The sequence below is a fragment of the Sandarakinorhabdus glacialis genome, from assembly GCF_014643455.1.
Taxonomy (GTDB): domain Bacteria; phylum Pseudomonadota; class Alphaproteobacteria; order Sphingomonadales; family Sphingomonadaceae; genus Sandarakinorhabdus; species Sandarakinorhabdus glacialis.
The window spans coordinates 163031-189144 of record NZ_BMJM01000001.1; the positions used below are offsets into that span (position 1 = coordinate 163031).

General features: G+C 65.1%; 22 protein-coding genes. 12 read left to right on the forward strand and 10 right to left on the reverse strand.

Going from position 1 to position 26114, the window contains the following annotated elements; translation table 11 throughout:
* Nucleotides 1–17: 17 nt before the first annotated feature.
* Nucleotides 18–923 (reverse strand): dienelactone hydrolase family protein, encoded by a 906-nt coding sequence (locus IEW98_RS00860; RefSeq protein ID WP_188761039.1) that lies wholly within the window; start codon nucleotides 921–923, stop codon nucleotides 18–20.
* Between the two features lie 84 nt (nucleotides 924–1007).
* On the opposite strand from IEW98_RS00860, the gene IEW98_RS00865 reads away from it, so the two are divergent.
* Entirely contained in the window at nucleotides 1008–1883 is an 876-nt protein-coding gene (locus IEW98_RS00865) for an alpha/beta hydrolase family protein (RefSeq protein ID WP_243450488.1), read from the forward strand.
* A gap of 239 nt (nucleotides 1884–2122) precedes the next feature.
* On the opposite strand, the gene IEW98_RS16670 is transcribed toward IEW98_RS00865, so the two are convergent.
* The 3 genes from IEW98_RS16670 to IEW98_RS00880 are packed head-to-tail and all read right to left on the reverse strand — an operon-like array spanning nucleotide 2123 to nucleotide 5254.
* The gene (locus tag IEW98_RS16670; RefSeq protein WP_188761040.1) at nucleotides 2123–3691 is read right to left on the reverse strand and encodes an NTP transferase domain-containing protein; all 1569 of its coding nucleotides are present in this window, start codon (nucleotides 3689–3691) and stop codon (nucleotides 2123–2125) included.
* A complete protein-coding gene (locus tag IEW98_RS00875; RefSeq protein WP_188761041.1) occupies nucleotides 3688–4614 on the reverse strand; it encodes an XdhC family protein in 927 nt (308 codons plus the stop codon). Before IEW98_RS00875 ends, IEW98_RS16670 begins: the two co-directional genes overlap by 4 nt.
* A gap of 13 nt (nucleotides 4615–4627) precedes the next feature.
* Complete coding sequence (locus IEW98_RS00880; protein WP_188761423.1) at nucleotides 4628–5254, reverse strand: SRPBCC family protein; 627 nt, start codon at nucleotides 5252–5254, stop codon at nucleotides 4628–4630.
* Nucleotides 5255–5451: 197 nt separating this feature from the next.
* Between IEW98_RS00880 and IEW98_RS00885 the strand changes: the two genes are divergently transcribed.
* Both IEW98_RS00885 and IEW98_RS00890 read left to right on the forward strand, forming a co-directional pair.
* On the forward strand, nucleotides 5452–6171 hold the full coding sequence (locus tag IEW98_RS00885; protein WP_188761042.1) for a cold shock domain-containing protein: 720 nt from the start codon (nucleotides 5452–5454) through the stop codon (nucleotides 6169–6171).
* On the forward strand, nucleotides 6168–6650 hold the full coding sequence (locus IEW98_RS00890; protein ID WP_188761043.1) for a DUF192 domain-containing protein: 483 nt from the start codon (nucleotides 6168–6170) through the stop codon (nucleotides 6648–6650). Before IEW98_RS00885 ends, IEW98_RS00890 begins: the two co-directional genes overlap by 4 nt.
* Nucleotides 6651–6785: 135 nt before the next feature.
* On the opposite strand, the gene IEW98_RS00895 is transcribed toward IEW98_RS00890, so the two are convergent.
* Nucleotides 6786–7358, reverse strand: a complete 573-nt coding sequence (locus IEW98_RS00895) for a PEPxxWA-CTERM sorting domain-containing protein (protein ID WP_243450489.1) — start codon at nucleotides 7356–7358, stop codon at nucleotides 6786–6788.
* A 249-nt stretch (nucleotides 7359–7607) separates the two neighbouring features.
* On the opposite strand from IEW98_RS00895, the gene groES reads away from it, so the two are divergent.
* From groES to IEW98_RS00910, 3 genes are all read left to right on the forward strand, one after another.
* Nucleotides 7608–7895, forward strand: coding sequence for a co-chaperone GroES (groES, locus tag IEW98_RS00900; RefSeq protein ID WP_152576673.1), 288 nt, complete (start codon nucleotides 7608–7610; stop codon nucleotides 7893–7895).
* Nucleotides 7896–7940: 45 nt separating this feature from the next.
* Nucleotides 7941–9590 (forward strand): chaperonin GroEL, encoded by a 1650-nt coding sequence (gene groL, locus IEW98_RS00905; RefSeq protein ID WP_188761044.1) that lies wholly within the window; start codon nucleotides 7941–7943, stop codon nucleotides 9588–9590.
* A gap of 89 nt (nucleotides 9591–9679) precedes the next feature.
* Complete coding sequence (locus IEW98_RS00910) at nucleotides 9680–9991, forward strand: polyhydroxyalkanoic acid system family protein (RefSeq protein WP_188761045.1); 312 nt, start codon at nucleotides 9680–9682, stop codon at nucleotides 9989–9991.
* Between the two features lie 125 nt (nucleotides 9992–10116).
* Here IEW98_RS00910 and IEW98_RS00915 read toward each other — a convergent pair whose 3' ends face one another.
* Both IEW98_RS00915 and IEW98_RS00920 read right to left on the reverse strand, forming a co-directional pair.
* Entirely contained in the window at nucleotides 10117–10323 is a 207-nt protein-coding gene (locus IEW98_RS00915) for a hypothetical protein (RefSeq protein ID WP_188761046.1), read from the reverse strand.
* The gene (locus tag IEW98_RS00920; protein WP_188761047.1) at nucleotides 10320–11153 is read right to left on the reverse strand and encodes an MlaA family lipoprotein; all 834 of its coding nucleotides are present in this window, start codon (nucleotides 11151–11153) and stop codon (nucleotides 10320–10322) included. The genes IEW98_RS00915 and IEW98_RS00920 overlap by 4 nt, the downstream gene beginning before the upstream one ends.
* A gap of 289 nt (nucleotides 11154–11442) precedes the next feature.
* Between IEW98_RS00920 and IEW98_RS00925 the strand changes: the two genes are divergently transcribed.
* The 6 genes from IEW98_RS00925 (at nucleotide 11443) to metH (ending at nucleotide 19086) form a co-directional block, all read left to right on the forward strand.
* The gene (locus IEW98_RS00925; protein ID WP_188761048.1) at nucleotides 11443–12066 is read left to right on the forward strand and encodes an Npun_F0296 family exosortase-dependent surface protein; all 624 of its coding nucleotides are present in this window, start codon (nucleotides 11443–11445) and stop codon (nucleotides 12064–12066) included.
* An 853-nt stretch (nucleotides 12067–12919) separates the two neighbouring features.
* Nucleotides 12920–13162, forward strand: a complete 243-nt coding sequence (locus IEW98_RS16990; RefSeq protein WP_443096437.1) for a helix-turn-helix domain-containing protein — start codon at nucleotides 12920–12922, stop codon at nucleotides 13160–13162.
* Nucleotides 13163–13352: 190 nt separating this feature from the next.
* Nucleotides 13353–14321 carry an ArsR/SmtB family transcription factor gene (locus IEW98_RS00935; protein WP_188761050.1) on the forward strand — a complete coding sequence of 323 codons (969 nt, stop codon included), beginning with the start codon at nucleotides 13353–13355 and terminating at the stop codon, nucleotides 14319–14321.
* A complete protein-coding gene (gene metF, locus IEW98_RS00940) occupies nucleotides 14318–15268 on the forward strand; it encodes a methylenetetrahydrofolate reductase [NAD(P)H] (protein ID WP_188761051.1) in 951 nt (316 codons plus the stop codon). Before IEW98_RS00935 ends, metF begins: the two co-directional genes overlap by 4 nt.
* 64 nt (nucleotides 15269–15332) lie before the next feature.
* Nucleotides 15333–16379, forward strand: a complete 1047-nt coding sequence (locus tag IEW98_RS00945; protein ID WP_188761052.1) for a homocysteine S-methyltransferase family protein — start codon at nucleotides 15333–15335, stop codon at nucleotides 16377–16379.
* A 124-nt stretch (nucleotides 16380–16503) separates the two neighbouring features.
* Nucleotides 16504–19086 carry a methionine synthase gene (metH, locus tag IEW98_RS00950; RefSeq protein ID WP_243450490.1) on the forward strand — a complete coding sequence of 861 codons (2583 nt, stop codon included), beginning with the start codon at nucleotides 16504–16506 and terminating at the stop codon, nucleotides 19084–19086.
* Between the two features lie 84 nt (nucleotides 19087–19170).
* On the opposite strand, the gene IEW98_RS00955 is transcribed toward metH, so the two are convergent.
* From IEW98_RS00955 to mfd, 3 genes are all read right to left on the reverse strand, one after another.
* A complete protein-coding gene (locus IEW98_RS00955) occupies nucleotides 19171–20781 on the reverse strand; it encodes a DUF4139 domain-containing protein (RefSeq protein ID WP_188761054.1) in 1611 nt (536 codons plus the stop codon).
* An 8-nt stretch (nucleotides 20782–20789) separates the two neighbouring features.
* Nucleotides 20790–22166 carry a DUF4139 domain-containing protein gene (locus tag IEW98_RS00960; RefSeq protein ID WP_188761055.1) on the reverse strand — a complete coding sequence of 459 codons (1377 nt, stop codon included), beginning with the start codon at nucleotides 22164–22166 and terminating at the stop codon, nucleotides 20790–20792.
* 233 nt (nucleotides 22167–22399) lie between these two features.
* Nucleotides 22400–25990, reverse strand: a complete 3591-nt coding sequence (gene mfd / locus IEW98_RS00965; protein ID WP_188761056.1) for a transcription-repair coupling factor — start codon at nucleotides 25988–25990, stop codon at nucleotides 22400–22402.
* Between the last annotated feature and the right edge of the window lie 124 nt (nucleotides 25991–26114).

The following is a 26114-nucleotide window of genomic DNA, read 5'->3' on the forward strand; positions in this document are numbered from 1 at the left end:
AATGCAGGCAATAGCGATTATAGCTTGAGCCAGGCCAGCGTCCGGTCCCATGCGAGATGGGCAGCGGCCGCGTTGAAGCGCGCTGCCGAGGTGTCGTTGTTGAAGGCGTGGTTGACGCCCGGATAGAGGCGGGCCTCGAACCTGACGCCGGCGGCCTTCAATGCCGCTTCCCACGCCGGGGCGCCGGCATTTATGCGTTCGTCGAGCCCGGCATAATGCATCATCAGCCGGGCCTTGATGCGCGGGACATCGGTCAGGTCGGCGGGGGCGGGACCGTAATAGGCGACACCGGCGCGCAGTTTCCTGCCGGCGGCGATGGCAAGCGAATTGACGAGGCCGCCGCCCCAGCAAAAGCCGATCGCGCCGGGAATGCCCTTGCCGTGGTTGAAGCCTTCGAACCATTCGAGGCTGCCGACGCCGTCCTTGATGACCATGCCGCGATCGAGCTGGCCGATCATCGTGCGGGCGATGTCGTCAGCCGACATGGTGCCGTCGCCGGTGCGCGGGGTTTCGCCGACCGAAGTCAGGAAATCGGGGGCGAAGGCGACATGGCCGGCAAGGGCCAGCCGGCGGGTGACGTCGCGGATATGTTCGGTGAGGCCGCGATTTTCGTGGATGACCATGACCTTTGGCAGGCGATCAGTGCCGCCCTTGGGCTGGACCATATAGCCGGTCATGCGGCGTCCGCCGGTCATGGCGAACGACATGCGGTCGATGACCAGGCGCGGGTCGGTTTCGGCGGTCAGCGAGGCCGCCTCGGCGCGTGCCTCGATGAGCGGGAGCAGCACGGTAGCGGCGGCGACGCTGCCGGCGAGACGGGCGATGCCGGCTATGAGATCGCGGCGGCTGGTACTGCCGTTGCCATGGGTGAAGCGATCGTAGAGATCGATCATGTCCTGCGAGACTGTCGGTTTTTGGCTCATGGCCTGGCTGCTCCCCGTTTGATTGTTGCCAGCCTATCTGGTCGTAACGGGAACAGCTAGGCTGGTTCGAAACGGGGAACGATCATGCGGATATTGTGGTTTGCGCTGGTTCTGGCTTTGCCGGCGACGGGAACGATGGGCCGAGACTTGCCGCTGGCGATTTCGGCAGATCCGCCGCGTGATGCCGTGCATCCGGCGCGGATGGAGGTCCTTCATGTTCCGTCGGGGGGTGTCGCCATCAACGGGGTCGCGTATCTGGCGGCGGGCGCGGGGCCGCATCCGACATTGGTGATCGCGCATGGGTGGCCGGGCAACGAGAAGAACCTCGACCTGGCGCAGGCGGTGCGGCGGGCCGGGTGGAATGCGGTGACGTTCAACTATCGCGGTAGCTGGGGCAGCCCGGGCTCGTTTCGTTTTGCGCAGGTGCCGGAAGATGCGGCGGCGATGCTGGCGTTTTTGCGGGTGCCGGAAAATGTCGAGAAACTGGGGGTCAATCCGCGGCGGATCGTGTTGGCGGGGCACAGCATGGGTGGTTGGGCGACGGCGCTGACAGCGGCGAAAGACCCGGCGCTGTTGGGGGCGATCACGATTTCGATGGGCGACCTGGGATTGGTCGGTGGCTTGCCGCGCAAGGACCTGGTGGCACTGGCGGCGGGCAACGCCGAGACTTTGGCGGGGACGTCGCCGGAGATGATGGCGGATGAACTGGCGGCGGGTGCGGCGGCGAACCGGGCGCAGGCCGGGGCGGCGGGGTTGGCGCGGTTGCCGCTGCTGGTGCTGAGCTCGGATGACGGGCTGGCGGAGCAGAGCGATGGGCTGGTGGCGGCAGTTCGGGCGGCGGGTGGCAAGAACGTGACGGCGGTGCGGGTGGCAACGGACCATGGCTGGTCGGATGCGCGGATACGGCTGGAGACGGCAATTATCGCGTGGTTGCAGCAGCTTGAGGAAAATGGTCAATAGTTAACATTTTCCGCATTTTCCGCATTTTCCACTTTGTACGGTTTTTGGCTTCGCCGCGGTTTTTGTGCGGTGGTGGTGGCCTTGCTGACGATGTCAAAGAGCGGCGCGGCGTGATCGCGGCTTAGTGGAAATGGGGCGTGTAGGACAGTCTGTGTTGTTGGTGGAGGACGGTTCACCCCCACCCGGGCCGCGAAGGCGCGTCTCTCGCCTCCCCCCTCGAGGGGGAGGACAAGAACAGGTCAGCTCTCGCGGGCTTGCAGGGCTGCGAGGGCGGCGGGGGTGTCGATGTCGTCGAGGGCGGCGTCGCTGGGGGCGGGGACTTCGGTAAGGTCGATGGCGTCGGCGAGGACGGCCTTGCCGCCGATATCGCCTTCGAGCGCCGTCAGCCGGGCGAAATGACGGCGCGACCAGCGGACGGGGTTGCCGCGGCGGGTGTTCCAGACCGGGAGAGCGACATCGCCGGGGGCGGCGGCGAGGGCGCGGAGCAACGACGCCTCGACGCGGGGCATGTCGCCAAGGCAGATGAGGGCGGCGCTCCAGGTGGCGGGGACGGCGGCGAGCCCGGTGCGGAGCGAGCGGCTGAGGCCCTCGGCGTAGTCGGCGGCGACCGTGTAGATGGCGGGGCGGTTGCCGAGCGCGGCGCGGACCTCGTCGGCGCGGGCGCCGAGGACGATGACGGGAGGCGGAAGCCCGGCGTCGGCGATGGCGTCGGCGACATGGGCGACAAGGGGCTTGCCGCGCCAATCAGCGAGCAATTTGTGGTCGTTGCCCATGCGGCTGGAGCGGCCGGCGGCGAGGATGATGGCGCCGACGGGGCCGGGGGGAGATTTGGCGCGGGGTTGCGGGCGCTCGGCTTCGGGGAGGAGGCCGCCGGCGCCCATCATGGCGATGTCGTGGCTGGTGACGGTGTGGCCAGCGACGAGGCGCTCTAGGACGACGTCGAAGCCGTTGCGCTTGGGCGAGCGGGCGCAACCGGGCAGGCCGATGACCGATCGGCCGTGGAGGGTGCCGAGGCAGAGGAGGTTGCCGGGATCGACGGGCATGCCGAGGCGCTCGATATGGCCGCCGGCGGCGATGATGGCGGCGGGAATGACGTCGGCGCGGTCGACGGTGGCGGAGGCGCCGGCGATGAGGAGGATGTCGGCGGGGTGGGGCTGGGCGAGGATGACGGCGAGGGCGGCGGTTTCGTGAGCGACGTGGGGCAGGGTGGTCATTGTGCAAGCCATTGCTTCGACACGGTTTCTTGTAACTTTTTCGGTTTTGGCGAGGAGTTTTTCGCTGGTTCCTGCGAGGGTTGTCGAGACTAGCGCGATCGTCAGCGGGCGGAAGGCGGCGAGGGTGAGGGGGGCGGCCGCGGCGGTGGCGGCGGCGAGGGTTTCGGCGGTGACGGCGTAGCGGATGACCTTGACGGTGGCGATGATCTCGCCGGCGGCGACGCGGGTGCCGGGGGCAAGGGTGGCGAGTGTCAGGGCTTCGTCGAGGGTGTTGATGGCGGCGACCATTTGCGGGTCTAGGGTGAGGATGCCGGCGGCGGTGGCGGCGATGTTGGCGCGGCCGTGGGCGGCGGGGAGGGGGGTGAGGTTGGTGCCGGCGAGGGCGGCGGCGAGATGGGCGGCGGCCTGGTCTTCGCCGATGTCGGTTGGATCGAGGCGGGCGATTACAAGGGTTTGCAGGCCGGCGCTCGCCGCTTGGGCGATGTCTGCGGCGGTGATGTGGCGGCCCTTGGGCCAGCGGGTGCCGGCGATGAGGAGCGAGTGGGCGAGGATGCCGCCTTCGGCCTGGGCGAGGGGGACGGTGGCGAAGATCACTTCTGGATGAGGGCGCCCCGCCAGGCGGCGGTCATCTGGGCGGCGATGCTGAGGGCGATTTCGGCAGGGTCGGCGGCGCCGATGGCGAGGCCGGCGGGGCCGTGGATGCGGGAAAGCTGGGCTTCGTCAGAGCCTTGGGCGGCGAGGCGGGCGAGGCGGGCGGCGTGGTTTTTGCGGCTGCCGAGCGCGGCGATGTAATAGGCGGGGGAGGCGAGGGCGGCGGCGAGGGCGACGTCGTCGAGCTTGGGATCGTGGGTGAGGGCGACGATTGCACTGGCCGCGTTGGGTTTCCAGTCACTTAGCGCGTCGTCGGGCCAGCGGCGGTCGAGGTCGAGACCGGCGAAGCGGGCGTCGGCGGCGAAGAGTCCGCGCGGGTCGATGACTGTCGGCGTGATGCCAAGATTTCTGGCAAGCGGAACAAGGGCTTGGGCGATGTGGACGGCGCCGATTATGGCGAGGCGGCGGGGCGGGGGATAGCTGCGGTCGAAACCTTGCCCGGTAGATTCGGTGGTCTGGCCGGATTCGGGGTTGGTGGTGAGGGTGACGGCGTCACCGGAAATGGCGGCGGATTCGAGGCGGTCGATCAATGCCGAGGAAAAACCGTCGTCCGCAACTCTCTGGACTAGAACGGAAATCCTGCCACCGCAGGCGAGGCCGACTTGCCAGGCGGTTTCGTCGGCGACACCGTATTCGAGGCGGGTGGCGCCGGTTGTGAGGGCGAGGGCTTCGGTGACGACATCGCCTTCGACGCAGCCGCCGCTGACCGAGCCTTCGAACAGGCCGTCATCGCGGATGGCGAGGTGGCTGCCGGCACGACGCGGGGCGGAACCCCATGTTTCCATTACGGTTGCCAGCGATACCTTGTGGCCGGCGCGGAGCCAGTCGCGGGCGGTGAGCAGGGTCGAAAGGTCGTCGACGGCCATTTTCAGCGCTCCTTTAACGCCATTGCCAGAGCAGGAAGGCGAGGACGGCGAGGATCAGCAGGCCACCCCAGACGAGGGGAGAAATGCCACCCTTTTCGACCTTGGAATGGGGCATGACGGGTGCTTCGGGGGCGGGTGCCGGGGCGGTTTCGGGACTGTTTGCAGCAATTGGCGGGGCTGCGGCGGGTATGTCGGCGGATTCGACTTCGGCCTTAAGGCGCGCGAAGAAGGTTTCGGCGTAGGTTTTGGCCGTGCCTTCGATCAGCCGGGCGCCCAGTTGCGCGAGCTTGCCGCCGACGCTCGATTTGACGGTATAGGACAGCGTCGTGGTTTCAGGCGTCGTTTCCGCGAGGCTGACGGCGGCCTCGCCCTTGGCGAAACCGGCGACGCCGCCCTTGCCTTCGCCGACGAGGCGATAGCTTTCGGGGGCGACGATATCGACGAGGGTGACCTGGCCCGTGAAGGTGGCGCGGACCGGGCCGACGCGGGCGTTCATCTTGCCTTCGAAGCGTTCGCCGTCGTCGCCAGTGACGCGGGTCAGGGTCTCGACACCGTCGATGCAGCGCGCGAGAACCTGGGGATCGTTGAGCGCCGCCCAGACGCGGGGACGGGGGGCTGCGATCAGGACGTCGCCGTTCATTTCCATCTTGGTCTGCTCCGCGGGGCTGATTGACCAGCTTTAGCCAAAGTTTGTCCCGACCGCCACTGGCGCGGCGCTGTCCCAGGCGTGCCGACAGTCGCGCAATTCATTGCGGAGTTGAAATCTTCTGTTGCGGATGTGATGATGTGCAATAGTGCAAGCATACAGTGCCGAAATGTTGCGTCGGGGGGTTGAGCATGACGGGTGAGACGCAGGACGTCGTACTGCCGGGGGCGGCGGTCGACGAAGTTGTGGTGCGGGGTTCGGTCAAGTGGTTCGATCCGGTCCGGGGTTACGGATTCCTGGTGCCGGAGGACGATGGCCCCGATGTGCTGGTGCATTTCACGGTGCTGCGCGAATGCGGGCGGCGGACGTTGCCGGAGGGGGCGACGCTGACGTGCACGGTGGTGGCGCGCGATCGCGGGCGCCAGGCGCGGCGGATCATGGAAATCGACTTGTCGACCGCGATCGGCCCCGATCCCGAGATGGTGATCGAGCGCGCTGCCGACCGGGTCGATCCCCGGGTGATGATGGCGGTGGCGGGAGAGTCGGAAGTCGTCATCGTCAAATGGTTCAACCGATTGAAAGGCTATGGCTTTGTCACGCGGCCGGGATCGGTCGAGGATATTTTCGTCCATATGGAGACAGTGCGGCGATCGGGCCTGGTCGAGTTGATCCCCGGCCAGCCGTTGATGGCGCGGGTGGCGCCGGGGCACAAGGGGCCGCTGGCGGTCGAAATCGAGGCGCGCCAGTCGGTGGCGCCGGCGGTCGGGGTGCTGGCGGTTGCGCCGGTGATCGAATTGGCGCGCGGACCGATGGCCGCAGCCGTCTTCGAGATGCCGATGGCGATTGCCGCGCATATGGTTGGCGGGCATATGACGGTAGCCGCAGGTGCGGCCGAGGGTGCTGCCGGATGATCTTGCGGGGTGTGGGCGTTACCGCGGCGATGCTGATGGTGGCGGTTCCGGCGGCCTTGGCGGCCGTCCCGGCGGCAGGAGCGACGAGCGGGCCGTCGTGCCCGAATACCGGGTTGCGGACGGTGCCGGCGGTGCTGGCGACCGCCAAGGGCAAGTTCCGGTATGACCTGGAAGTGGCGGCAACGGCGGACCAGCAGGCGTGCGGATTGATGTTCCGCAAGGCGATGAAGCGGACGGAGGGCATGTGGTTTCCGTTCGAAACACCGCGATCGGCGACGTTCTGGATGGAGAACACGCCGCTGTCGCTGGATTTGATCTTTGTCGGTCCGGACAAGCGTGTGCTCAGCGTGACGAGCAATGCCAAGCCGATGTCGCGGATGATGATCGATTCTAACGGGATCGCTTCGGGGGTGATCGAGTTGAATGCGGGGGAAGCGGCGAAGGCTGGGGTCCGGGTTGGGGACAAGGTTTCAATTTGAGATGATCGAGTATGCGGCAGCGCTCTTTTAGAGCGGAGCGCGGTTGCTTTCACGTTCTAAATGGTAAGGACCAATAGATAAATCATGGGGTAGTGACCATCAATTATTTGGTGGCGCCACAACTCTTTTGCACATTTACACATGGCAGCTAGTAAAGTTGTTCCGACGACGCCGTAAACTCAACCCTATAGCTCCAAACCCGACAATAAGCATAGTCCAGCTTGCTGGTTCAGGAACCGATGACGGGCCTGAAAGGTCTAGCATCCATTCTATTGGCGTTTCGGACTGGTATCTAGCAAAAAAGCTGAGCTTTACCGTGCTTACACTATACTTTACCTTAACGTCATTTTGATATTGTGAGGCTTCCCGTCCGGTTTGAACATCGAGCGACCTACTATATGTATTCGTCAGAGGATTAAAAAGTCCAGCAAAATCATATCCATCGATGAACTCTATTTCGTTGCTACTAATAAATTTTCCAGTTTTGGGATCGTAGTCTTCATAATACTCCTTATATTCAGATAGAAAGTAGATGGTAGGATTTAGTGGCTGGCTCGACAGTCCGAAGGAGACATCGAGAATCCCGCTTCTATAAAGAGGGACTGGGATATTGAGATTTATCGTTCCTGAGCTGTCCGGTATAGTGGATCCCTTAAGAACAAGAGCAGATGAGGGCGCAGCTGCCATTGACAAGAGGCCGACGATCACTGCTTTTCGCTTCTTTAGGCCCCTTTAGTTGCCGTTATCATATGATTAAAGCACTTGGCCCCCCTGTCTAGCAAATTCGCGCGTTCAACTGTCGGGCCGTTTCCAACACAGAATGCGTAGTCGGAAAATATGAACTTTTTTGAGGCCGGGTTGACGTTGGGCGGGGGTGGGCACATATGCCGCATCGCTGTTGGCACTCATGCGTTGTGAGTGCCAACGGGCCGAATTCAACCACAGTGAGGGCCTTATATGACTTTCCGTCCGCTCCACGACCGGGTGCTAGTGCGCCGCGTCGAAGCCGAAGAGAAGACCGCCGGCGGGATCATCATTCCCGATACGGCGAAGGAAAAGCCGCAGGAAGGCGAAGTCGTTTCCGTCGGCACCGGCGCGCGCGGCGATGATGGCACCGTCCATCCTCTCGAAGTGAAGGCCGGCGACAAGATCCTGTTCGGCAAATGGTCGGGCACCGAGGTCAAGGTCGGCGGCGAAGACCTGATCATCATGAAGGAAAGCGATATCCTCGGGATCCTTGGCTAAGCCAGACCCGAAGTCGCAAACCCTGTATAAACGAAGGAATCAATCATGGCAGCCAAAGACGTAAAGTTCGGCCGCGACGCGCGTGAGCGCATCCTGCGCGGCGTCGACATTCTTGCAGACGCCGTCAAGGTGACCTTGGGGCCAAAGGGCCGCAATGTCGTCATCGAGAAGTCGTTCGGTGCTCCGCGCATCACCAAGGACGGCGTTACCGTCGCCAAGGAAATCGAACTCAAGGACAAGTTCGAGAACCTCGGCGCGCAGATGGTGCGTGAAGTCGCATCGAAGACCAACGATGTTGCCGGCGACGGCACCACCACCGCGACCGTGCTGGCGCAGGCCATCGTTCGCGAAGGCATGAAGTCGGTTGCAGCGGGCATGAACCCGATGGACCTGAAGCGCGGCATCGACATGGCCGTCGGCAAGGTCGTTGCAGACCTCAAGGCGCGTTCGAAGCCGGTTGCCGGCACCTCGGAAATCGCCCAGGTCGGCACGATCTCGGCGAATGGCGAGAGCGAAATCGGTGACATGATCGCCAAGGCCATGGAAAAGGTCGGCAAGGAAGGCGTCATCACCGTCGAAGAAGCCAAGGGCATGGAGTCGGAACTCGATGTCGTCGAAGGCATGCAGTTCGACCGTGGCTACCTGTCGCCTTACTTCATCACCAACCCCGAGAAGATGCAGGTCGAGCTCGACAACCCCTACATCCTGATCCACGAAAAGAAGCTGTCGAACCTGCAGGCATTGCTGCCGGTGCTCGAAGCTGTCGTCCAGTCGGGGCGCCCGTTGCTGATCATTGCCGAAGACGTCGAAGGCGAAGCCCTGGCGACCCTGGTCGTCAACAAGCTGCGCGGCGGCCTCAAGGTTGCAGCGGTCAAGGCACCTGGTTTCGGCGATCGCCGCAAGGCCATGCTGGAAGATATCGCCGTCCTCACCAAGGGCGAGATGATTTCCGAAGACCTCGGCATCAAGCTCGAGAACGTCACGTTGCCGATGCTGGGTGAAGCCAAGCGCGTCACCATCGACAAGGACAACACGACGATCATCGATGGTGCCGGTGATGCCGATTCGATCAAGGGCCGGGTCGAGCAGATCCGCGCGCAGATCGAGATCACGACCAGCGACTATGACAAGGAGAAGCTCCAGGAGCGTCTCGCCAAGCTGGCCGGCGGCGTTGCCGTGATCAAGGTCGGTGGTTCGACCGAAGTCGAAGTCAAGGAGCGCAAGGATCGCGTCGACGACGCCCTGCACGCCACGCGCGCCGCTGTCGAAGAAGGCATCGTCCCCGGTGGTGGTACGGCATTGCTGTACGCAACCAAGGCTCTCGAAGGCCTCAAGGGCGCCAACGACGACCAGACCCGCGGTGTCGACATCGTTCGCCGCGCGCTGTTCGCTCCGGTTCGCCAGATTGCGGCGAACGCCGGTCATGACGGCGCCGTTGTCTCGGGCAAGCTGCTCGAAGGCAATGACGACAAGATCGGCTTCAACGCGCAGACCGACGTCTACGAGAACCTCGTCCTGGCGGGCGTGATCGATCCGACGAAGGTCGTTCGCACGGCGCTGCAGGATGCAGCATCGGTGGCATCGCTGTTGATCACGACCGAAGCCGCGATCACCGAGCTGCCTGCCGACGACAAGGGCGGTGCGGCCGGCATGGGCGGCGGCGGCATGGGCGGCATGGGCGGGATGGACTTCTAGTCCAAACGATCAGCTACCTGAGAAATCGGGGGTCGCGGGTTCGCCTGCGGCCCCTTTTTCTTGTGGAGCGGCTGGGCTAGGTTCGGGGCATGACCAAGCCTACTGTCGTCGATATCCCCCATGCGATCGGACGCGATGCGGCGCGCGAGCGATTGCGGTCGCGGATCGGCGATCTGGCAGGGCATTTGCCGGGCGGGATGGCGGAAGTGAATTCGAATTGGACGTCGGCCGACCGGCTGGTGCTCGAGATCCTGGCGATGGGGCAGCGGGTGACGGCGACGCTCGATGTTGAGGACAGTTTCGTGCGGGCGAGTTTCGAGCTGCCGGCGATGCTTTCGTTCATGAGCGGGATGATCAGCAAGGCGGTGCGGAGCAAGGGGGCGCAGCTGCTGTTGAAGTAGGTTTTTTGGGGGGACTTAGCCGCTTGCCGTGACGCGGGAGTTGTCCGGGGAGGGGGACACCCCCACCCGCCGCGCCAAGGAGCGCGAGTCGCCTCCCCCCTCGAGGGGGAGGACAAGGGTTTGCGCTAGGGAGCGCGAGTCGCCTCCCCCGTTGACGCGGAGGCGTCGCCTGCGGCTGAGGGGGAGGACAAGGATTTATTGGTTGCAGCGTCGACGTCGGCGACGGCGTGGGCGCTAACCTGCGATTCGGCGGCGGTGGTGCGCTTGTCGGGGTCCTTGTCGCAGGCGGTGAGGGCGAGGAACGCGAGAAGGGCGATGCGGTGCATGGTCATGGTGCCGGAGAGGGAGCGGGGGCTGCCGGTGCGGGGTCGGCGGGCAAATCGGCGGGTAGCTCCGTCTCGCCCGAATCTTCGGGGTCGAGTGGCGGGTTGCCGTCGTAAAGCGCGCTGCGGCGGTTCTGCAGGTAGATCGACTTGACCAGCGTGTATTCGTCGAGGCTGTCGGCGAGGAGGGCATCGCCGCCCTGCTCGGTTATGCGGGCGCGGAAGTTTATGAGACGCGTGGCGATCTGGCCGGCGCGCCAGTAGATGCTCGGGCTGAAGGCGGCGTTGCGGGCGAAATCAGCAGGATCGAGGAAGATGTCGGCGCCGAGGCCGAAGCTGTCGCGCAGCGTCGAGGGGCCGAACAGCGGCAGGACCATATAGGGGCCGGATTCGATGCCCCAGGCGGCGAAAGTCTGGCCGAAATCCTCCGATTCCTCGGGGCGGCCGAGATCGGTGGCAACATCGCCGAGGCCGCCGACGCCCAGCGTGACATTGAGCAGGGCGCGGTCGAGGGTGCGGAAGGCCTGCTTGATCTTGCCCTGAAGGACGGCGTTGAGGAAATTCGCCGGCTCGCCGTAAGTGCTGTAGACGTTGGTGATGCCGTTGCGGGCCGCCTTGGGCACGACGGCGCGATACGTCTGGGAGATCGGCTTGAGCGCATAGCGATCGATTTTCTTGTTGAAGGCGTAGACGCGGCGGTTGGTGCCCTCCCAACGATCGGCCTCGGCGACTTCGAGGCCACCGGCGCGGGGCGTGGCGCAGCCGGCGAGCAGGACGCTGCCGGCGAGAAGGATGGCGGGGACCAGCTTGAGAGCCGGAAAGCGGGCGAGTCGGCGCATCGAGAACCTTTGCAGCAAAGCCGGTTCCGGCTCGCACAGTCCGGTTGCGGCGACAAGCACCAAAGCGGTGTATATTGCCGCATCGCTACCCGGATATTTTCGCGCGGTTATCGAACTGTAAGGATTCTTTACAGTTCGGCAATGTTCCTGGTCCGCTCCATATGACGAGAAAGAGGTATTGGATGACCTAATTATTGGCTCAACGCGGCGCTTAATTGCCAAGGTCGTTGGCATGAAAGTCGCTGCTCCATGAACGTGGGACGGAAGGTCCCGCGTTTTGGGAGCATACATGAAGACCATCTTGGCAACGGTTGCCGCAATTGCACTAGCGACCAGCGTGAACGCAGCGACGCACACCACCACTGCCGGCCCCGATGTCGGTCCGGGTGCCGGTGAATCGGTCGTTTTCGACTTCAACCAGGCGACGCCGGAGTTGTCAGGCAATTTCAACCTGGTGACCGGCACGTCCGGCACTGGCGCTGCGCCGCTCGGCGACACCACGCAGTATCTTGTGGTTCCGGGTTCGGGCAGCAGCGGTGCGGCGACGCTCGACCTCAGCGGATTTTCCAACCCGATCAAGTCGTTCAGCTTTTACTGGGGCTCGATCGACACATACAATTCGATCGAGTTGCTGAACGGTGCCAACGTCTTCCAGACGATCCTGGGTGGCAGCCTGCCGCCGGCAACGGGAAATCAGGGTTCGCCGGCAACCAACGTGCGGGCGTTCTTCACGCTCGGCGCCGGCGAGAACCTGACCGGCATCCGCTTCGTCAGCGATAACCTTGCCTTCGAAGTCGATGACTTTGCCATTTCGTCGGTGCCCGAAGCATCGACCTGGGCGATGTTGCTGATGGGCTTCGGCATGATCGGCTTTGCTGCTCGTCGAGGTCGTCCGACCGTCGTCTCGGCCTGATCCCTTGGCTGACCCGGGTCGCTGCTGTTGCTTTGACGAGCAGCGATTCGGGAAGGCCGGGCGTGATGTGCCGGGGGGTATTGGATCCGGTGCGGCGCATCGCCGAAATTGCTGTGTGCAAGATGGTAGATTCATGAAATGCAGGTGATAATTCGGGGTATTGCTAGCCCTTCCGCATGACGTTAACTTGTGAATAACTTCGGCTGCAGAGTCGGTTTGCAGGTTTTCGCCAGTCCTTCGGGGTGCGCCAGCGGGCGTGTATTGCGTTGGGAAAACGTACAGACCGAGACTGTTGCAAGCTGTAGATTAAAAAGGGTCGCGTTGAGCTGAGCCGGGGCCTGTGCCGCGGTTGTGTTGCGTCGTGTCGAGGGAGTGGGCAATGAGCGTAAATGGCTTTGGTGGGCCGGTCGCCGCAGCGGGCGGTGAGACCGTGGACGTGTTGATTATCGGTGCCGGCGTGCTGGTGTTCGAGGGGTTGAAGCACATCCTGGGGGAGATCGGCTTTACGGCGATCGCGTCGGCCGACGAGGCAGCGGCGCAGGAGCTGCTCAAGCCGGCGGCGACGGCGCCGCGGTTGATCATCGTCGACAGCCATGACTTGCAGCGGGACGTCGGATTTTGCGAGATGCTGAGGCGGCGCTTTGCTTCGAGTCGTCTGGTGATCCTGTCGGACGATTGCACGCTCGAGGTGGTGGCGCGGGGGTTCAGCGCCGGGGTCGATGGTTATCTGGCCAAGTCGACGCCGTGCGAGCCGATGACCGAGGCGCTCAAGCTGGTGATGATGGGCGAGAAGTTCATGCCGGCGTCGGCCTATGGCGGGCTGGCGGGGCTGCGGCCGGCGGGCGATGGCCAGATGTGGCGGGCGGGGCCGCAGGGCGGCCGGCTGTCGGATCGCGAGATCGAGATCCTGGGGTGCGTGGCGCAGGGCGAGGCCAACAAGGCGATCGCGTGGCGGCTCGATATCACCGAGGCGACGGTCAAGGTCCATATCAAGACGATTTTGCGCAAGTTGAACGTCAGCAACCNCGGGCGGATGCCGGGTAACGGGCGCGGGGCGGCGCGCCCGCAAGGGCATTTGGTCAGCTTGTCGAGCTGAGAGTCTGGGCGCGGTGGCGCCCTTTGTTTTTTCGATCGACTCGCGGGTTTGCGAGCGGCGTTTTGCACCCGGCGGGGGGACACCCCCACCCGAGCCGCGCAAGGGCGCGTCTCTCGCCTCCCCCCTCCAGGGGGGAAGACAGGCATGTGCGCCTTGACACATATAAAGATATCTTTATGTCCCTTTGGGGATGGACGAATTGCTGGTCATTTTGCGGGCGTTGGCGGACCCTAGTCGGGTCCGGATACTGCTGCTTGTCCGGCGCATGGAATTGTCGGTCGGTGAGCTGGCGGCGGTGCTCGGGCAGAGCCAGCCGCGGGTTTCGCGGCATATAAGGATCTTGGCCGACGCACGGCTGGTGCAGCGTGCCAAGGAAGGCGCGTGGGTGTTCGTGCGGCTCGGGTCCATGGCGATTGCCGGGCCGGTGCTGGCGGCGATGGATGCACTGGCGGCCGACGCGGGTGTCGCCGACAAGGCGCGGCTGGCGGTGGTGCGCGCCGAGCGGGCGGCGGCGGCGGATGCCTGGTTTGCGGTGCATGCCGCGGCCTGGGATCGCGAGCGGTCGCTGAATATTGCCGAGAGCGACGTCGAGGCGGCGATTGTCTCGGCGCTTGGCGATGAGCAGCTGGGCGCGCTGGTCGATGTCGGGACCGGGACCGGACGGATGATCGAATTGCTCGGCGGACAGGCGTCGGCGGCGCTGGGGATCGATCGAAGTCCCGAGATGCTGCGGCTGGCGCGCGGGCGCATCGAGGCGTCTGGCTTGCGTAATGCCGAGGTGCGGCGCGGCGACATGTATGCGCTGCCCGGCGGCGATGGCAGTGCCGATACGGTGGTGCTCCACCAGGTGCTGCATTTTGCCGATGATCCGGCTTCGGTGATCGGCGAGGCGGCGCGACTTCTGGCGCCGGGCGGGCGATTGCTGGTCGTCGATTTCATGCCGCACGGGCGTGAGGAATTGCGCGTCCAGCAGCGGCATGTGCGGCTGGGGTTCGGCGACGGGCAGGTGCTTGGCTGGATGAGCGATGTGGGGCTGTCGGCGGCGGTGGCGGTGAATTTGCCGGCGCCCGACGCGAGCGATCTCCGGTCGCTGGGCGTGACATTGTGGCTGGGGGCGCGCGCGCCGGGCCAGGTATTGAGCGAGAGGCAGGCGGCATGACGCTTTCAAGGGCACAGATGACCGAGGCGGCGCGGGCGCTGAGTGCGCCGCTGTATGCCGATCTGCCGGGCGACGTGGCGGTGAGTTTCGAGTTTTTCCCGCCCAAGACCGAAGCGATGGAGAAGACGCTGTGGGAGTCGGTCGAGACGTTGACGCCGCTGGCGCCGCGGTTCGTCTCGGTGACCTATGGTGCCGGTGGTTCGACGCGCGAGCGGACGCATTCCACGGTGGCGCGGATCGCGCGCGAGACGGCGATTCCAGCGGCGGCGCACCTGACCTGCGTCAATGCCAACCGCGACGATATCGATGCGATTGCCGATGCTTATTGGCAGGCGGGGGTTCGGCATATTGTCGCCTTAAGAGGGGACCCGCCGGAGAAGGGCGGGCGGTTCGAGCCGCGGGCAGATGGTTATGCCTCGGCGGCGGAGCTGGTGGCCGGGTTGAAGCGGCTGCATGATTTCGAGATTTCGGTGAGTGCGTATCCGGAGGTTCATCCTGAGGCGGGCAATCTGACGACCGATCTGGATGCGTTCAAGGCCAAGCTCGATGCGGGTGCGACGCGGGCGATCACACAGTTTTTCTTCGAGCCGGACACGTTTTTCCGGTTTCGCGACCAGGTTGCGGCGGCGGGCATTGCCGCCGAGGTGGTGCCGGGGATCCTGCCGGTGAGCAATTTTGCGCAGTTGCAGCGGATGGCAGTGCCGTGCGGGACCGATGTGCCGGGGTGGATGGCGCATCTGTTTGCCGGGCTGGATGACAAGCCTGCCGCGCGCCAGCTGGTGGCGGCGAGCGTGGCTGCGGAACTGTGCCGACGCTTGTACGCCGGCGGGGTTCGGCATTTTCATTTTTACACGTTGAACCGGGCGGAGCTGGCTTATGCGATTTGTCATATGCTGGGGGTGCGTCCGACGGTTGCGGCGGCGGTTATTCGGGAGCGGGCGGCGTGAGAATTGTGTTGGCGGCAGAGTCACCCACCCCCGGCCCCTCCCTTGAAGAAGGGAGGGGAGTTAAGTGACGATTGCGAACTTGCTGCGCGCTGAGGCGGCCAAGCGGATTTTGATCAAGGATGGTCCTTATGGGACGGCGATCCAAGACCTGGGGTTCGGCGAGGCCGATTATCGGGGCGATCTGGCACTGCCGATGGACCAGAAGGGCAACAACGACATGTTGAACCTGACGCGGCCCGAGGCGATTGCCGGGGTTTGCGATGCGTATATTGCGGCGGGCGCCGATGTGCTGGCGACGAATACGTTCAACGCCAACCGGATCTCGCAGGCGGATTACGGCGCCGAGCATCTGGTCGAGGAGATCAATTTGGCGGCGGCGCGGATCATTCGCGGATGCGTCGACCGGGCGAAGGCGATCGACGGCAAGCCGCGCTTTGTTTGCGGGGCGCTGGGGCCGACGAACAAGACCCTTTCGCTGTCGCCGCGGGTGAGCGACCCGGGTTATCGCGAAGTCGATTTCGACGGGGTGAAGGACGTTTATCGCCAGCAGATCGATGCGTTGGTCGCAGGCGGGGTCGATATCATCTTGATCGAGACGGTGTTCGATACGCTGAATGCCAAGGCGGCGGCGTTTGCGGCGGCGGAAGCTGCCGAGGCGCTGGGGCGCGAGTTGCCGGTGATGCTGTCGATGACGCTGACGGATTTGTCGGGGCGGAATTTGAGCGGGCAGACGGTCGAGGCGTTCTGGCACTCGATCCGGCATGTGAAGCCGCTTTCGGTCGGGTTGAATTGCTCGTTCGGGGCGACCGAATTGCGGCCGCATGTGGTGGCACTGTCGAAGGTCGCGAATACGCTGATCCAGGTTTATCCAAATGCGGGATTGCCGAATGACCTGGGCGAGTATGACGAAGAGCCGGTGACGACTGGTGGGCTTGTCGGGGATTGGGCGAGCGAGGGGCTGGTCAATATCGTTGGCGGGTGTTGCGGCACGACGCCGGCGCATATTGCGGCGATGGCGAAGGCGGTGGGGCAATATCCGCCGCGGATGGTGCCGCGCGAAGGTGCGGCTATGCGGTTGTCGGGCTTGGAGGCGTTTAGTTTTGCAGCGTGAAAATCTGGCGGTGACGGAAGTTACCCCTCACCCCGCTCACCAAGAGGTGAGTCACCCTCTCCCGCAGCCGGAGGCGACGCCTTCGCGTCAACGGGAGAGGGTTAACGTTGCGTCGTTCATCAATGTGGGTGAGCGGACCAATGTGACCGGGTCGGCGGCGTTCAAGAAGCTGATCATGAACGGCGATTATGCGGCGGCGGTGGAAGTGGCGCGCAACCAGGTCGAGAATGGTGCGCAGATCATCGACATCAACATGGACGAGGGCTTGCTCGACAGCGAATTCGCGATGGTGACGTTCCTGAAGTTGATCCAGGCCGAGCCCGACATCGCGCGGGTGCCGGTGATGGTTGATTCGTCGAAGTGGAGCGTCATCGAGGCGGGGCTCAAGTGCCTGGCGGGCAAGGGCATCGTCAATTCGATCAGCCTGAAGGAAGGCGAGGCGCTGTTTCTGGAAAGCGCGCGCAAGGTCATGCGCTACGGCGCGGCGGCGGTGGTGATGGCGTTCGACGAGACCGGGCAGGCCGATACGGCGGCGCGGAAGCTGTCGATCTGCGGGCGGGCGTATGACTTGCTGGTGGGCATCGGGTTCGAGCCGGCGGATATCATTTTCGATCCGAACATCTTTGCGGTGGCGACGGGGATCGAGGAGCATAACAACTACGGCAACGACTTCATCGAGGCGTGCGCGGCGATCAAGCTGCGCTGCCCGCACGCGCATATCTCGGGCGGTGTCTCGAACTTGAGCTTTTCGTTCCGGGGCAATGAGCCGGTGCGGCGGGCGATGCATTCGGTGTTCTTGCTTCATGCGATCCGCGCGGGGATGGACATGGGCATCGTCAACGCGGGGCAGCTCGATGTTTACGACGCGATTCCCGAGGAGTTGCGCGAGGCGTGCGAGGATGTCGTGCGCAACCGGCGCGACGATGCGACGGACAGGCTGCTGGCGATCGCCGACAAGTACAAGGGCGATGGCAAGGTCGCCGAAAAGGCTACCGACGAATGGCGTGGCTGGCCGGTGACGAAGCGGCTCGAGCATGCGCTGGTCAAGGGGCTCGATGCGTTCGTCGTCGAGGATGCCGAGGAGGCGCGGCTGGTTTCGGTGCGGCCGATCGACGTGATCGAGGGGCCGTTGATGGCCGGGATGAACGTCGTTGGCGATTTGTTCGGGCAGGGCAAGATGTTCCTGCCGCAGGTGGTCAAGTCCGCCCGGGTGATGAAGAAGGCGGTGGCGCATCTGCTGCCGTATATCGAGGCCGAGAAGACTGTCGGGTCATCGTCGAAGGGCAAGATCGTCATGGCGACGGTCAAGGGCGATGTGCACGATATCGGCAAGAATATCGTCGGCGTCGTGCTCCAGTGCAATAATTTCGAGGTGGTCGACCTGGGGGTGATGGTGCCGTTCCAGACGATCCTCAAGGCGGCGAATGACGAAGGCGCCGACATGATCGGGCTTTCGGGGCTGATCACGCCGTCGCTCGATGAGATGGTGACGGTGGCGGCCGAGATGCAGCGCGCCGGGATGACGATGCCGCTGCTGATCGGTGGGGCGACCACATCACGCGTGCATACGGCGCTGCGGATTGCGCCGGCGTACAAGGGGCCGGTGATCCATGTGCTCGATGCGTCGCGTGCGGTTGGCGTCGCGGGGACGATGGTGTCCGATACGCTGAAGGACGAGATGGTCGCGGCGACGGCGCAGGAATATGAGGACATTAGGATCAAGCGCGCCGGGGCGAAGCAATCGGCTTTGGTGTCGATCGCCGATGCGCGGGCGAATTCTTACAAGCCGGATTTTGCGGCGAATCCGCCGATGCGGCCGTTGTGGACGGGGGTGCAGACCGTCGATGATGTGACGGTGGCTGAGTTGATCCCGTATATCGACTGGACGCCGTTTTTCCAGGCCTGGGAGTTGGCGGGGAATTATCCGGCGATCCTGACCGATGCAGTGGTTGGCGAGAGTGCGAGCAATCTGTTTGCCGATGCGCAGAAGATGCTCGGCGAGATTGTCGAGGAGAAATGGCTGCGGCCGCGGGGCGTGATGGCGATCTGGCCGGCGCGGCGTGAGGGCGACGATGTTGTGGTGTTCGAAGGCGACAATCGCGCGGAAGAGCTCGCGCGATTCCCGTTCTTGCGGCAGCAGATTGCCAAGCGTGAGGGGCGGCCGAATTCATGTCTGGCGGATTTTGTTTCGCCGGATGGGGATTGGCTTGGTGGTTTTGCGGTTACGGCTGGCGACGGGATCGAGCCGCATCTGGCGCGGTTCCGGGCGCAGCATGACGATTACCAGGACATCCTGCTCAAGGCGCTGGCGGACCGGTTGGCGGAGGCGTTTGCCGAGTTTCTGCATGAGCGGGTGCGGCGCGAGATCTGGGGGCATGAGACTGGGCCGAAACAGTCGAACGACGATCTGATCCGCGAGAAGTACAAGGGGATCCGGCCGGCGCCAGGGTACCCGGCTTGCCCTGAGCATAGCCTGAAGACGATCTTGTTCGACCTGATGAAGGCGACCGATCGGACGGGGATCGTGCTGACCGAGAGCTTTGCGATGTTGCCGACGGCGGCGGTCTCGGGGTTCTATTTCGCGCATCCGGAATCGAGTTATTTCGGGGTGGCGCGGATTGGGCGGGACCAGATGGAGGAATATGCCGAGCGGCGCGGGATCAGCGTTGAGCAGGCGGAGACCTGGTGCCGGCCTAATCTGGATTAGGATTGGCGGCTCGTGCAGGTTGGTGCGGTGGGGTCTTGGCCTTGCGGCGCGATGGATGCTGAAACGAGTTCAGCATGACGATCGTTATTCGGTGATAATATAATCGAGAGTCTCGCTGCTGTTGGCGGGGAGGGTGAGGCGGAAGATCGGGCGGCCGTCTTTCTTTTCGATGGGGTGGCTGGCGGCGGTGACCTGGGTTGCGCCATAGGTTTGCAGGCGGAGTTCGAACGCGATCGCCTGGCTGCCGGCGTTGCTGATGCGGACTCGCTGGAGGGTCGTGCCCTTGGTCCAGGTGGCATCGAGGGCAGGCGGTGGCGGGAAGGGTTCGAGTGATCGGGTGTTGTAACCGATCCGGCCCTGGGTCAGGCGGACGTCGGGGGCCTCCCCTAACTGGAGCTCGACGTCTTCGGCTTCGGCGGTGTCGCGCAGGCTGGCTTCGCCGACGTAGAGCGTGCGGGAGCCCGATGGCTGGAAGATGGTAACTCGGCCGGCGGGGAGGGGCAGGCCGAGCTTGTCGGCCTTGGAGTTGGCGAAGCGAATGAGGCTGCGGGCGACGGCGTTGGTCGAGCCTGCGGCATTGAGGTCGACGAGATGGACATGGGTGAAGGGCACGCCGGGCTGGTCGAGCAGGCGGGTCTGCTTGGCCTGGCGGGCGGCGACATTGGTGGGTTGGGGGATGCGGTAGAGTTTGAGGTCGCCGAGTTGCTCGGGGGGTGGCGGCGGCGCGGGCGCGGGCGCGGGCGCGGGCGGGGGTGCCATTTCATATTGGACGCGCTGGGCGGTGACGACGATATCGCCTGCGTCCTCCTCGTCGCCTTCGTCGTCGGGGAAGGGGCGGACGAGCTCGATGCTCTGGGTCGCCGGGATGTCGCTCGTGGTGTCTTGCGGCCAGCAGCGGGCGATGACTCGGGGGGGATCGGGGGCGTCGGCCATGACGGCTTCGCGGTTGAGCTTGCCGGCGACGATCTGGGTCTGAGCGCCGATAAGGCTTTCGCCGTTGCCGTTGGCGAGGGTGATCCAAGCGCCGAGATCGAGGGTCTTGCCGTCGGCGGCGATTGTGGCGGTGTAGTCGGCGGACCAGTCGAAGCCCTGGGCGAGGTAGGAGAGGGTGACTGTCGCGGTGACCGGGCGGGCGGCGGTGGTGGCGACCGAGAGGGTCGGTTGCGACGACAGGCCGGCGGGAATGCGGTCGTAGTGGAAGGTCTCGGGGACGCCGGAACAGCGCAGGGCCTGAACGCCTTCGGCGGTTTCGAAGACGATGCCGTCGGGGGTGGCGGAGCGGATGCGGGCGGGGGTGCGGACGGTTTTTCCAGTGGCGCGGCTGGTGCGGATGAGGATGATCTGGGCGCCGGTCGCGGCGGTGAGGAGGGCGGAGGGGGACAGCAGCGCGGCGTCGCGGTTTTTCTCGATGATGCCGTTCGGGAGGCCGGTGATGATGGCGCTTTCGGGCTGGATGCCGCCGACGACGCCGGTGAAGCGGAGGCGGGATTGGCCGACAGGAAGCCGGATGGTGCGGGTTTCGGTGATGAGGGCGAAGCCGCCGAGGTTGCCCAGATCGAGGGCGCCGGATTGACGCCATGGGGCGCGGTAGATGGTGACGGAGGTGGCCGATGGCGGCGAGGCGTCGACGTCGATCGCGCTGGCGGCGACAGGAGTCGCGGCGAGCGCCAGCGCCAGGCAGGTCCGCAGCGACATGGCGCGGATCAGAACCTTGTGTCGAATGTGGCGGTGACTTCGGACTTGCCGTTGGCGGGGACGGTCACGGTCCATATGGCGCTGTCGGCGTTGGTGCGTTGTGCCGGCTGGCTCTGGGCAGTGATGCGGGTGTCGCCCCACAGCCCGTTCTGGATGAGCTTGACGCTGACGGGCTTGGGCAGGGCGTTGGTCAGGGTGTAGCGCATCGCGGTCTTCCAGCGGTCGGAATTGATGCGTTCGCGCTTTTCGGTGGTGGATTTGACCTTTACGTCGAAGGCGTCGCCGGTGTTGAGCGACAGTGTCGAGCCCATCGGGGTATGGTCGATGCGGCTTTCGCCGATGAATTGCGGGGAGCCGCGCTTGTCGCGCAGGTAGAAGCGCATGATGCCGGCGGGGAGTTGATCGCCCAGCCCGCCCTGCGCGCTGTTGCTGAATTCATAGACCGAGGCGGTGCTGATCGGTTGTTCGATGGTCTGCAGCCAGTTGAGCCGGGCTTCGTAGCCGTGGCGGGCGGGGGCGCCGTGGACATCGAGGAAGCTGACCTGCTTGGTCTGCTGGTTGGCGATCGTTGTGCGCGCCGCGAGCGGGTAGAGGTAATAATCGCCGAGGCGTTCGCGCGTGCCGCTTTCGGTGCCGGCCTCGACCATGGTGGGGCGGGGGCGTTGCCAGCGCTGGTCGTCGTTGCTGTCGAGCAGCTTGGGGTTGCCGGCCACAAGCAGAGTTTCGGCGTCGTCGTAGGTAACGCCGCTGGCGTTGGTGAGGGTGACCCAGCCCTGGACGTCGATCTGGCCGGCGGCTTCGTCGTACAGCGCGACATAATCGGCGCGCCAGCCGAGGCCGGGGGTGAGGTAGCTGAGCACGGCGGGGCGGTTGCCGGGCTTGGCATCGACCAGGATCGACAGGGTGGGTTTGGCGCGGAGGTTGTCGGGGACCTTGTCGAAGATGACGCGGACCGGGAGGCCGTCGTCGCGCAGGACCTCGATGCGGTTGCCGATGCGCAGGACGACACCGCCGTTGACGGCGAGGACTTCGGCCTGCTCGCGGGTCTCGGCGCCGGTGGCGGGGTTGGTGCGGACGATGGTGACGGTCTTGCCGACGGCCTTTTCCATCATCTTGCCGGGGGAGAGCAGGTCGAAATCGAAATTCTGCTCGACGATCGCGAGGTCGGCGGCGGTGAGGGAGACGGTTTCGGAGCGGATCTGGGCCGAGACGTTTTCGAAGGCGATGGTCTGGCGGCCACCGCGCAGCGCGAGGTCGCGGGTGTCTTGAACGAGCGCCATGTTGTTGGCGTAGATCGTGATGGCGATGCCGGGTTTTGAGGCGGCGGGGGTGGTCAGGGCGAGGAAGGCCGCTGCGGCGATGGTTTTGCCGAGTTTTCTGGTCATTTTTGTTCCCCCGTTTCGGGGGAGTTTAGCGGGGGTTAGGGGTGGTGTCTGGTTTATTGTGGGCGTGTGGGGAGTGAAGGAAGGGACCCGCCCCCGACCCCTCCCTAGAAGTAGGGAGGGGGGAAGTAAGGGGGGAAGTGACAGAGTCACCCACCCCCAGCCCCTCCGTTGACGCGAAGGCGTCGCCTACGACTGAAGAAGGGAGGGGCGTCCCTCTCCGCCTTCGGCGGCGACTAGCGGGTGCGGACTTTGGATTTGAAGACGTTGGGGCGGGGGGGGAGGGGTTTGGCGGGAGCAGGAGCGGGTTTGGGGGCTGAGGGTTTGAGGACGGCGCCGCTGGCTAGTTTCGAAAGGGTTGTGGCGAGTTGGAGGGCGCCCTTCAGGCGGGCGCTGTCGTTTGTCCAGTCGGCGGCGATGAAGAGCTTGTTGTCCGGACGGATCTTGGCGCGGGCACCCAGGCGATCGAGCCAGAGCAGCAGGCCTTCGGGGTTGGCGAACTTGTCATTCTGGAAGGTGATGAGGCCGCCGCGGATGCCGGCCTCGAGCTTGGCGACGCCGGCGGTGAGGCAGGCGAGCTTGATCTCGATGATGGCGAGGAGGTTGGCGGCTTCGAGCGGCAATGGCCCGAAGCGGTCGATCATTTCCGCGGCAAAGCCGTCGATATCCTGGCGGCCCTGCATCTCGTTGAGGCGGCGGTAGAGCGCCATTCGGACATTGAGATCTGGGACATAGTCCTCGGGGATGAGGATGGGGACTTCGGCGGTGATCTGCGGGCTGAAGGCTTCGGTCGGGGGCTTGACGCCGCGGGCGTAGGCCTGGGCTTCGAGGATGGCTTCCTCGAGCATCGACTGGTAGAGTTCGAAGCCGATCTCCTTGATATGGCCCGATTGTTCGTCGCCGAGGAGGTTGCCGGCGCCGCGCTGGTCGAGATCGTGGCTGGCGAGCTGGAAGCCGGCGCCGAGGGTGTCGAGGGCGGAGAGGATCTGCAGGCGTTTTTCGGCGCCTTCGGTGATCGACTGGTCGGCGGGGGTGGTCAGATAGGCATAGGCGCGGGTTTTGGCGCGGCCGACGCGGCCGCGGATCTGGTAGAGCTGGGCGAGGCCGAAGCGATCGGCGCGGTGGACGATGAGGGTGTTGGCCGACGGGATATCGAGGCCCGATTCGATGATCGTTGTCGACAGGAGGACGTCGTAGCGCTTGTCGTAGAAGGCGCTCATGCGCTCCTCGACCTCGGTCGGCGACATCTGGCCGTGCGCGGTGACGGGTTTGACCTCGGGGATCTGCTCGCGGATGAATTGCTCGATATCGGCGAGATCGGCGATGCGCGGGACGACGAAGAACGATTGCCCGCCGCGGTAATGTTCGCGGAGGAGGGCCTCGCGGAGGACGACCTCGTCGAAGGGCATGACATAGGTGCGGACGGCGAGGCGATCGACCGGCGGGGTGGCGATGATCGACATTTCGCGCAAACCCGTGAGCGCCATTTGCAGGGTGCGCGGGATGGGGGTGGCGGTGAGGGTGAGGACGTGGACGTCGGCCTTGAGGGCCTTCAGGCGCTCCTTGTGGGTGACGCCGAAACGCTGTTCCTCGTCGACGATGACGAGGCCGAGGTTTTTGAAGTCGATCGATTTGGCGAGGATGGCGTGGGTGCCGACGACGATATCGACGGTGCCGTCGGTGAGGCCTTCGCGGGTGGCTTTTGCGTCGTTTGCCGTGACCAGCCGGCTGAGTTGGCGGACGATGATCGGCAGGCCGGCGAAGCGCTCGGTGAAGCCGGCGAAATGCTGGCGGGCGAGGAGTGTTGTCGGGCAGACGATGGCGACCTGCATGCCGGAAAGCGCGGCGGCATAGGCGGCGCGCAGGGCGACTTCGGTTTTGCCGAAGCCGACGTCGCCGCAGACGAGGCGGTCCATCGGACGGCCCGAGGCGAGATCGGCAAGGACGTCTTCTATGGCGCGAAGTTGGTCGTCGGTTTCGACATAGGGGAATTTGTCGGCAAAGGCAGCGTAACCGTGCGGGTCGGGGATGGCGGGTTCGGCTTCGCGGAGGGCGCGGGCGGCGGCGGTCGACAGGAGTTCGCCCGCGATCTCGCGGATGCGGTCCTTCATCTTGCCGCGGCGGGCGGCCCAGGCGACGCCGCCGAGCTTGTCGAGGGCGATGCCGTCGGTGGTGCTGCCGTAGCGCGACAGGACATCGATGTTTTCGACGGGGACGTAGAGTTTCGAGCCGCCGTCGTAGGTCAGCGCGACGCAATCATGCGGGCGGCGGGCGATCTCGATGGCGACCAGGCCCTCGTAGCGGCCGATGCCGTGTTCGCGGTGGACGAGCAGGTCGCCGGGGGTGAGCATGGCGAGTTCGGCCATGAAGGCGTCGGCCTTGCGGGCACTGCGCTTGCGGCGGATCAGCCGGTCGCCGAGCATGTCCTGCTCGGTGAGGATGAGCAGGCTCGACTTGGGTTCGGTGAGGGTGAAGCCGTGTTCGAGCGGGACGATCGTGAGCGCGACATTGCCCTTGGCGGTGAGGCCCAGCGCCGCTTGCCAGGAGGCGGCGTCGGCGAGGGCGGTGATGCCTTCGTCAGCCAGGAGGCCCTTGAGGCGTTCGCGGGCACCGTTCGAATAGCTGGCGAGGATGATGCGGTCGCCGGCTTTGCGGCGGGCGTCGATGTGGGATTTGATGGCGGTATAGACGGGGGCGCCGCCGGTCCCCTGGGCGATGCGTTCGGGGGCGAAATCGCGCGCCGGGTCGGCGTTGCAGTCGATGGTGTTGAGCGTGCCGTCAGGGACGGCATAGGGGCTGGCGACATGGACGGTGCGCGATTTGAGGAAGGCGGTCCATTCGGCGGGGGCGAGGTAGAGGGCGTGGGGCGGGAGGGGGCGGTAGCTGCCCTTCTTGCCCGACAGCGCGGCGGTGCGGTTGTCGTGGTAATCTGCGATGGCGGCGAAACGGTCCTCGGCGGCCTTGTCGGCGCCGTGTTCGCGGACGATCAGCGCGGCGTCGCCGATATAATCGAAGATCGTGCCGAGCTCGGGTTCGAAGAGGGGGAGCCAATGCTCCATGCCGGCGAGGCGGCGAGAGTCGCTGACGGCTTCGTAGAGCGGGTCGCCGGTGGCGGTGGCGCCGAAGCGTTCGAGATAGCCTGAGCGGAAATTGCGGACGCGGTCCTCGTCGAGAAGGACTTCGCTGACCGGGAGGAGCGTGAAACCGGGGGCGGCGCCGAGACTGCGCTGGGTGGCGGGATCGAAACTGCGCAGGGTTTCGACTTCGTCGCCGAAGAAATCGAGGCGCAGGGCGTGGGGCGAACCGGCGGGCATGAGATCGAGGAGGGAACCGCGGACGGCGTATTCGCCGGCCTCGATGACGGTGTCGGTGCGGACATAGCCGTTGGCGGAGAGCTTGCGGGCGAGGGCGTCGCGGTCGATGCGGGTGCCGGGTTTGATTAGCGCTGTGAGAGCTGCGACGCGGGCTGGGGGGAGGGTGCGCTGGGTGACGGCGTTGATGGTGGTGACGAGAAGCTGGGCGGACTTGGGCTTTTCGGTGAGGGCGGCGAGGGCGGCTAGGCGTTCCGCAGCGATGCGCAGGCCGGGGGAGGCGCGGTCGTAGGGAAGGCAATCCCAGGCGGGGAGGGTGATGACCTCGAGCTCGGGGGCGAAATAGGTGGCGGCTTCGGCGAGGGCGCGCGCGCTGGAGTCGTCGGCAGCGATGAACACGGCGCGGCCGGATGCGACACGCGCGGCGTCGGCCATCAGCCACGGAAGGAAGCCGGCAGCGCAGCGGGCGAGAGTGAGGGGGGCTGTGGCGGCGGCGAACCGGCGGAGGTCGATCATGGTTGCGCCTTTCCCTTGAAAAGGGAGGCGACTAGCGCATATCGGCGCGGCGGGTGCGGGTGGCGTTCGTGACCACGCGGAGACCACCCCCTCCCGGGCCGCGCCAAGCATTGCGTCTCTCGCC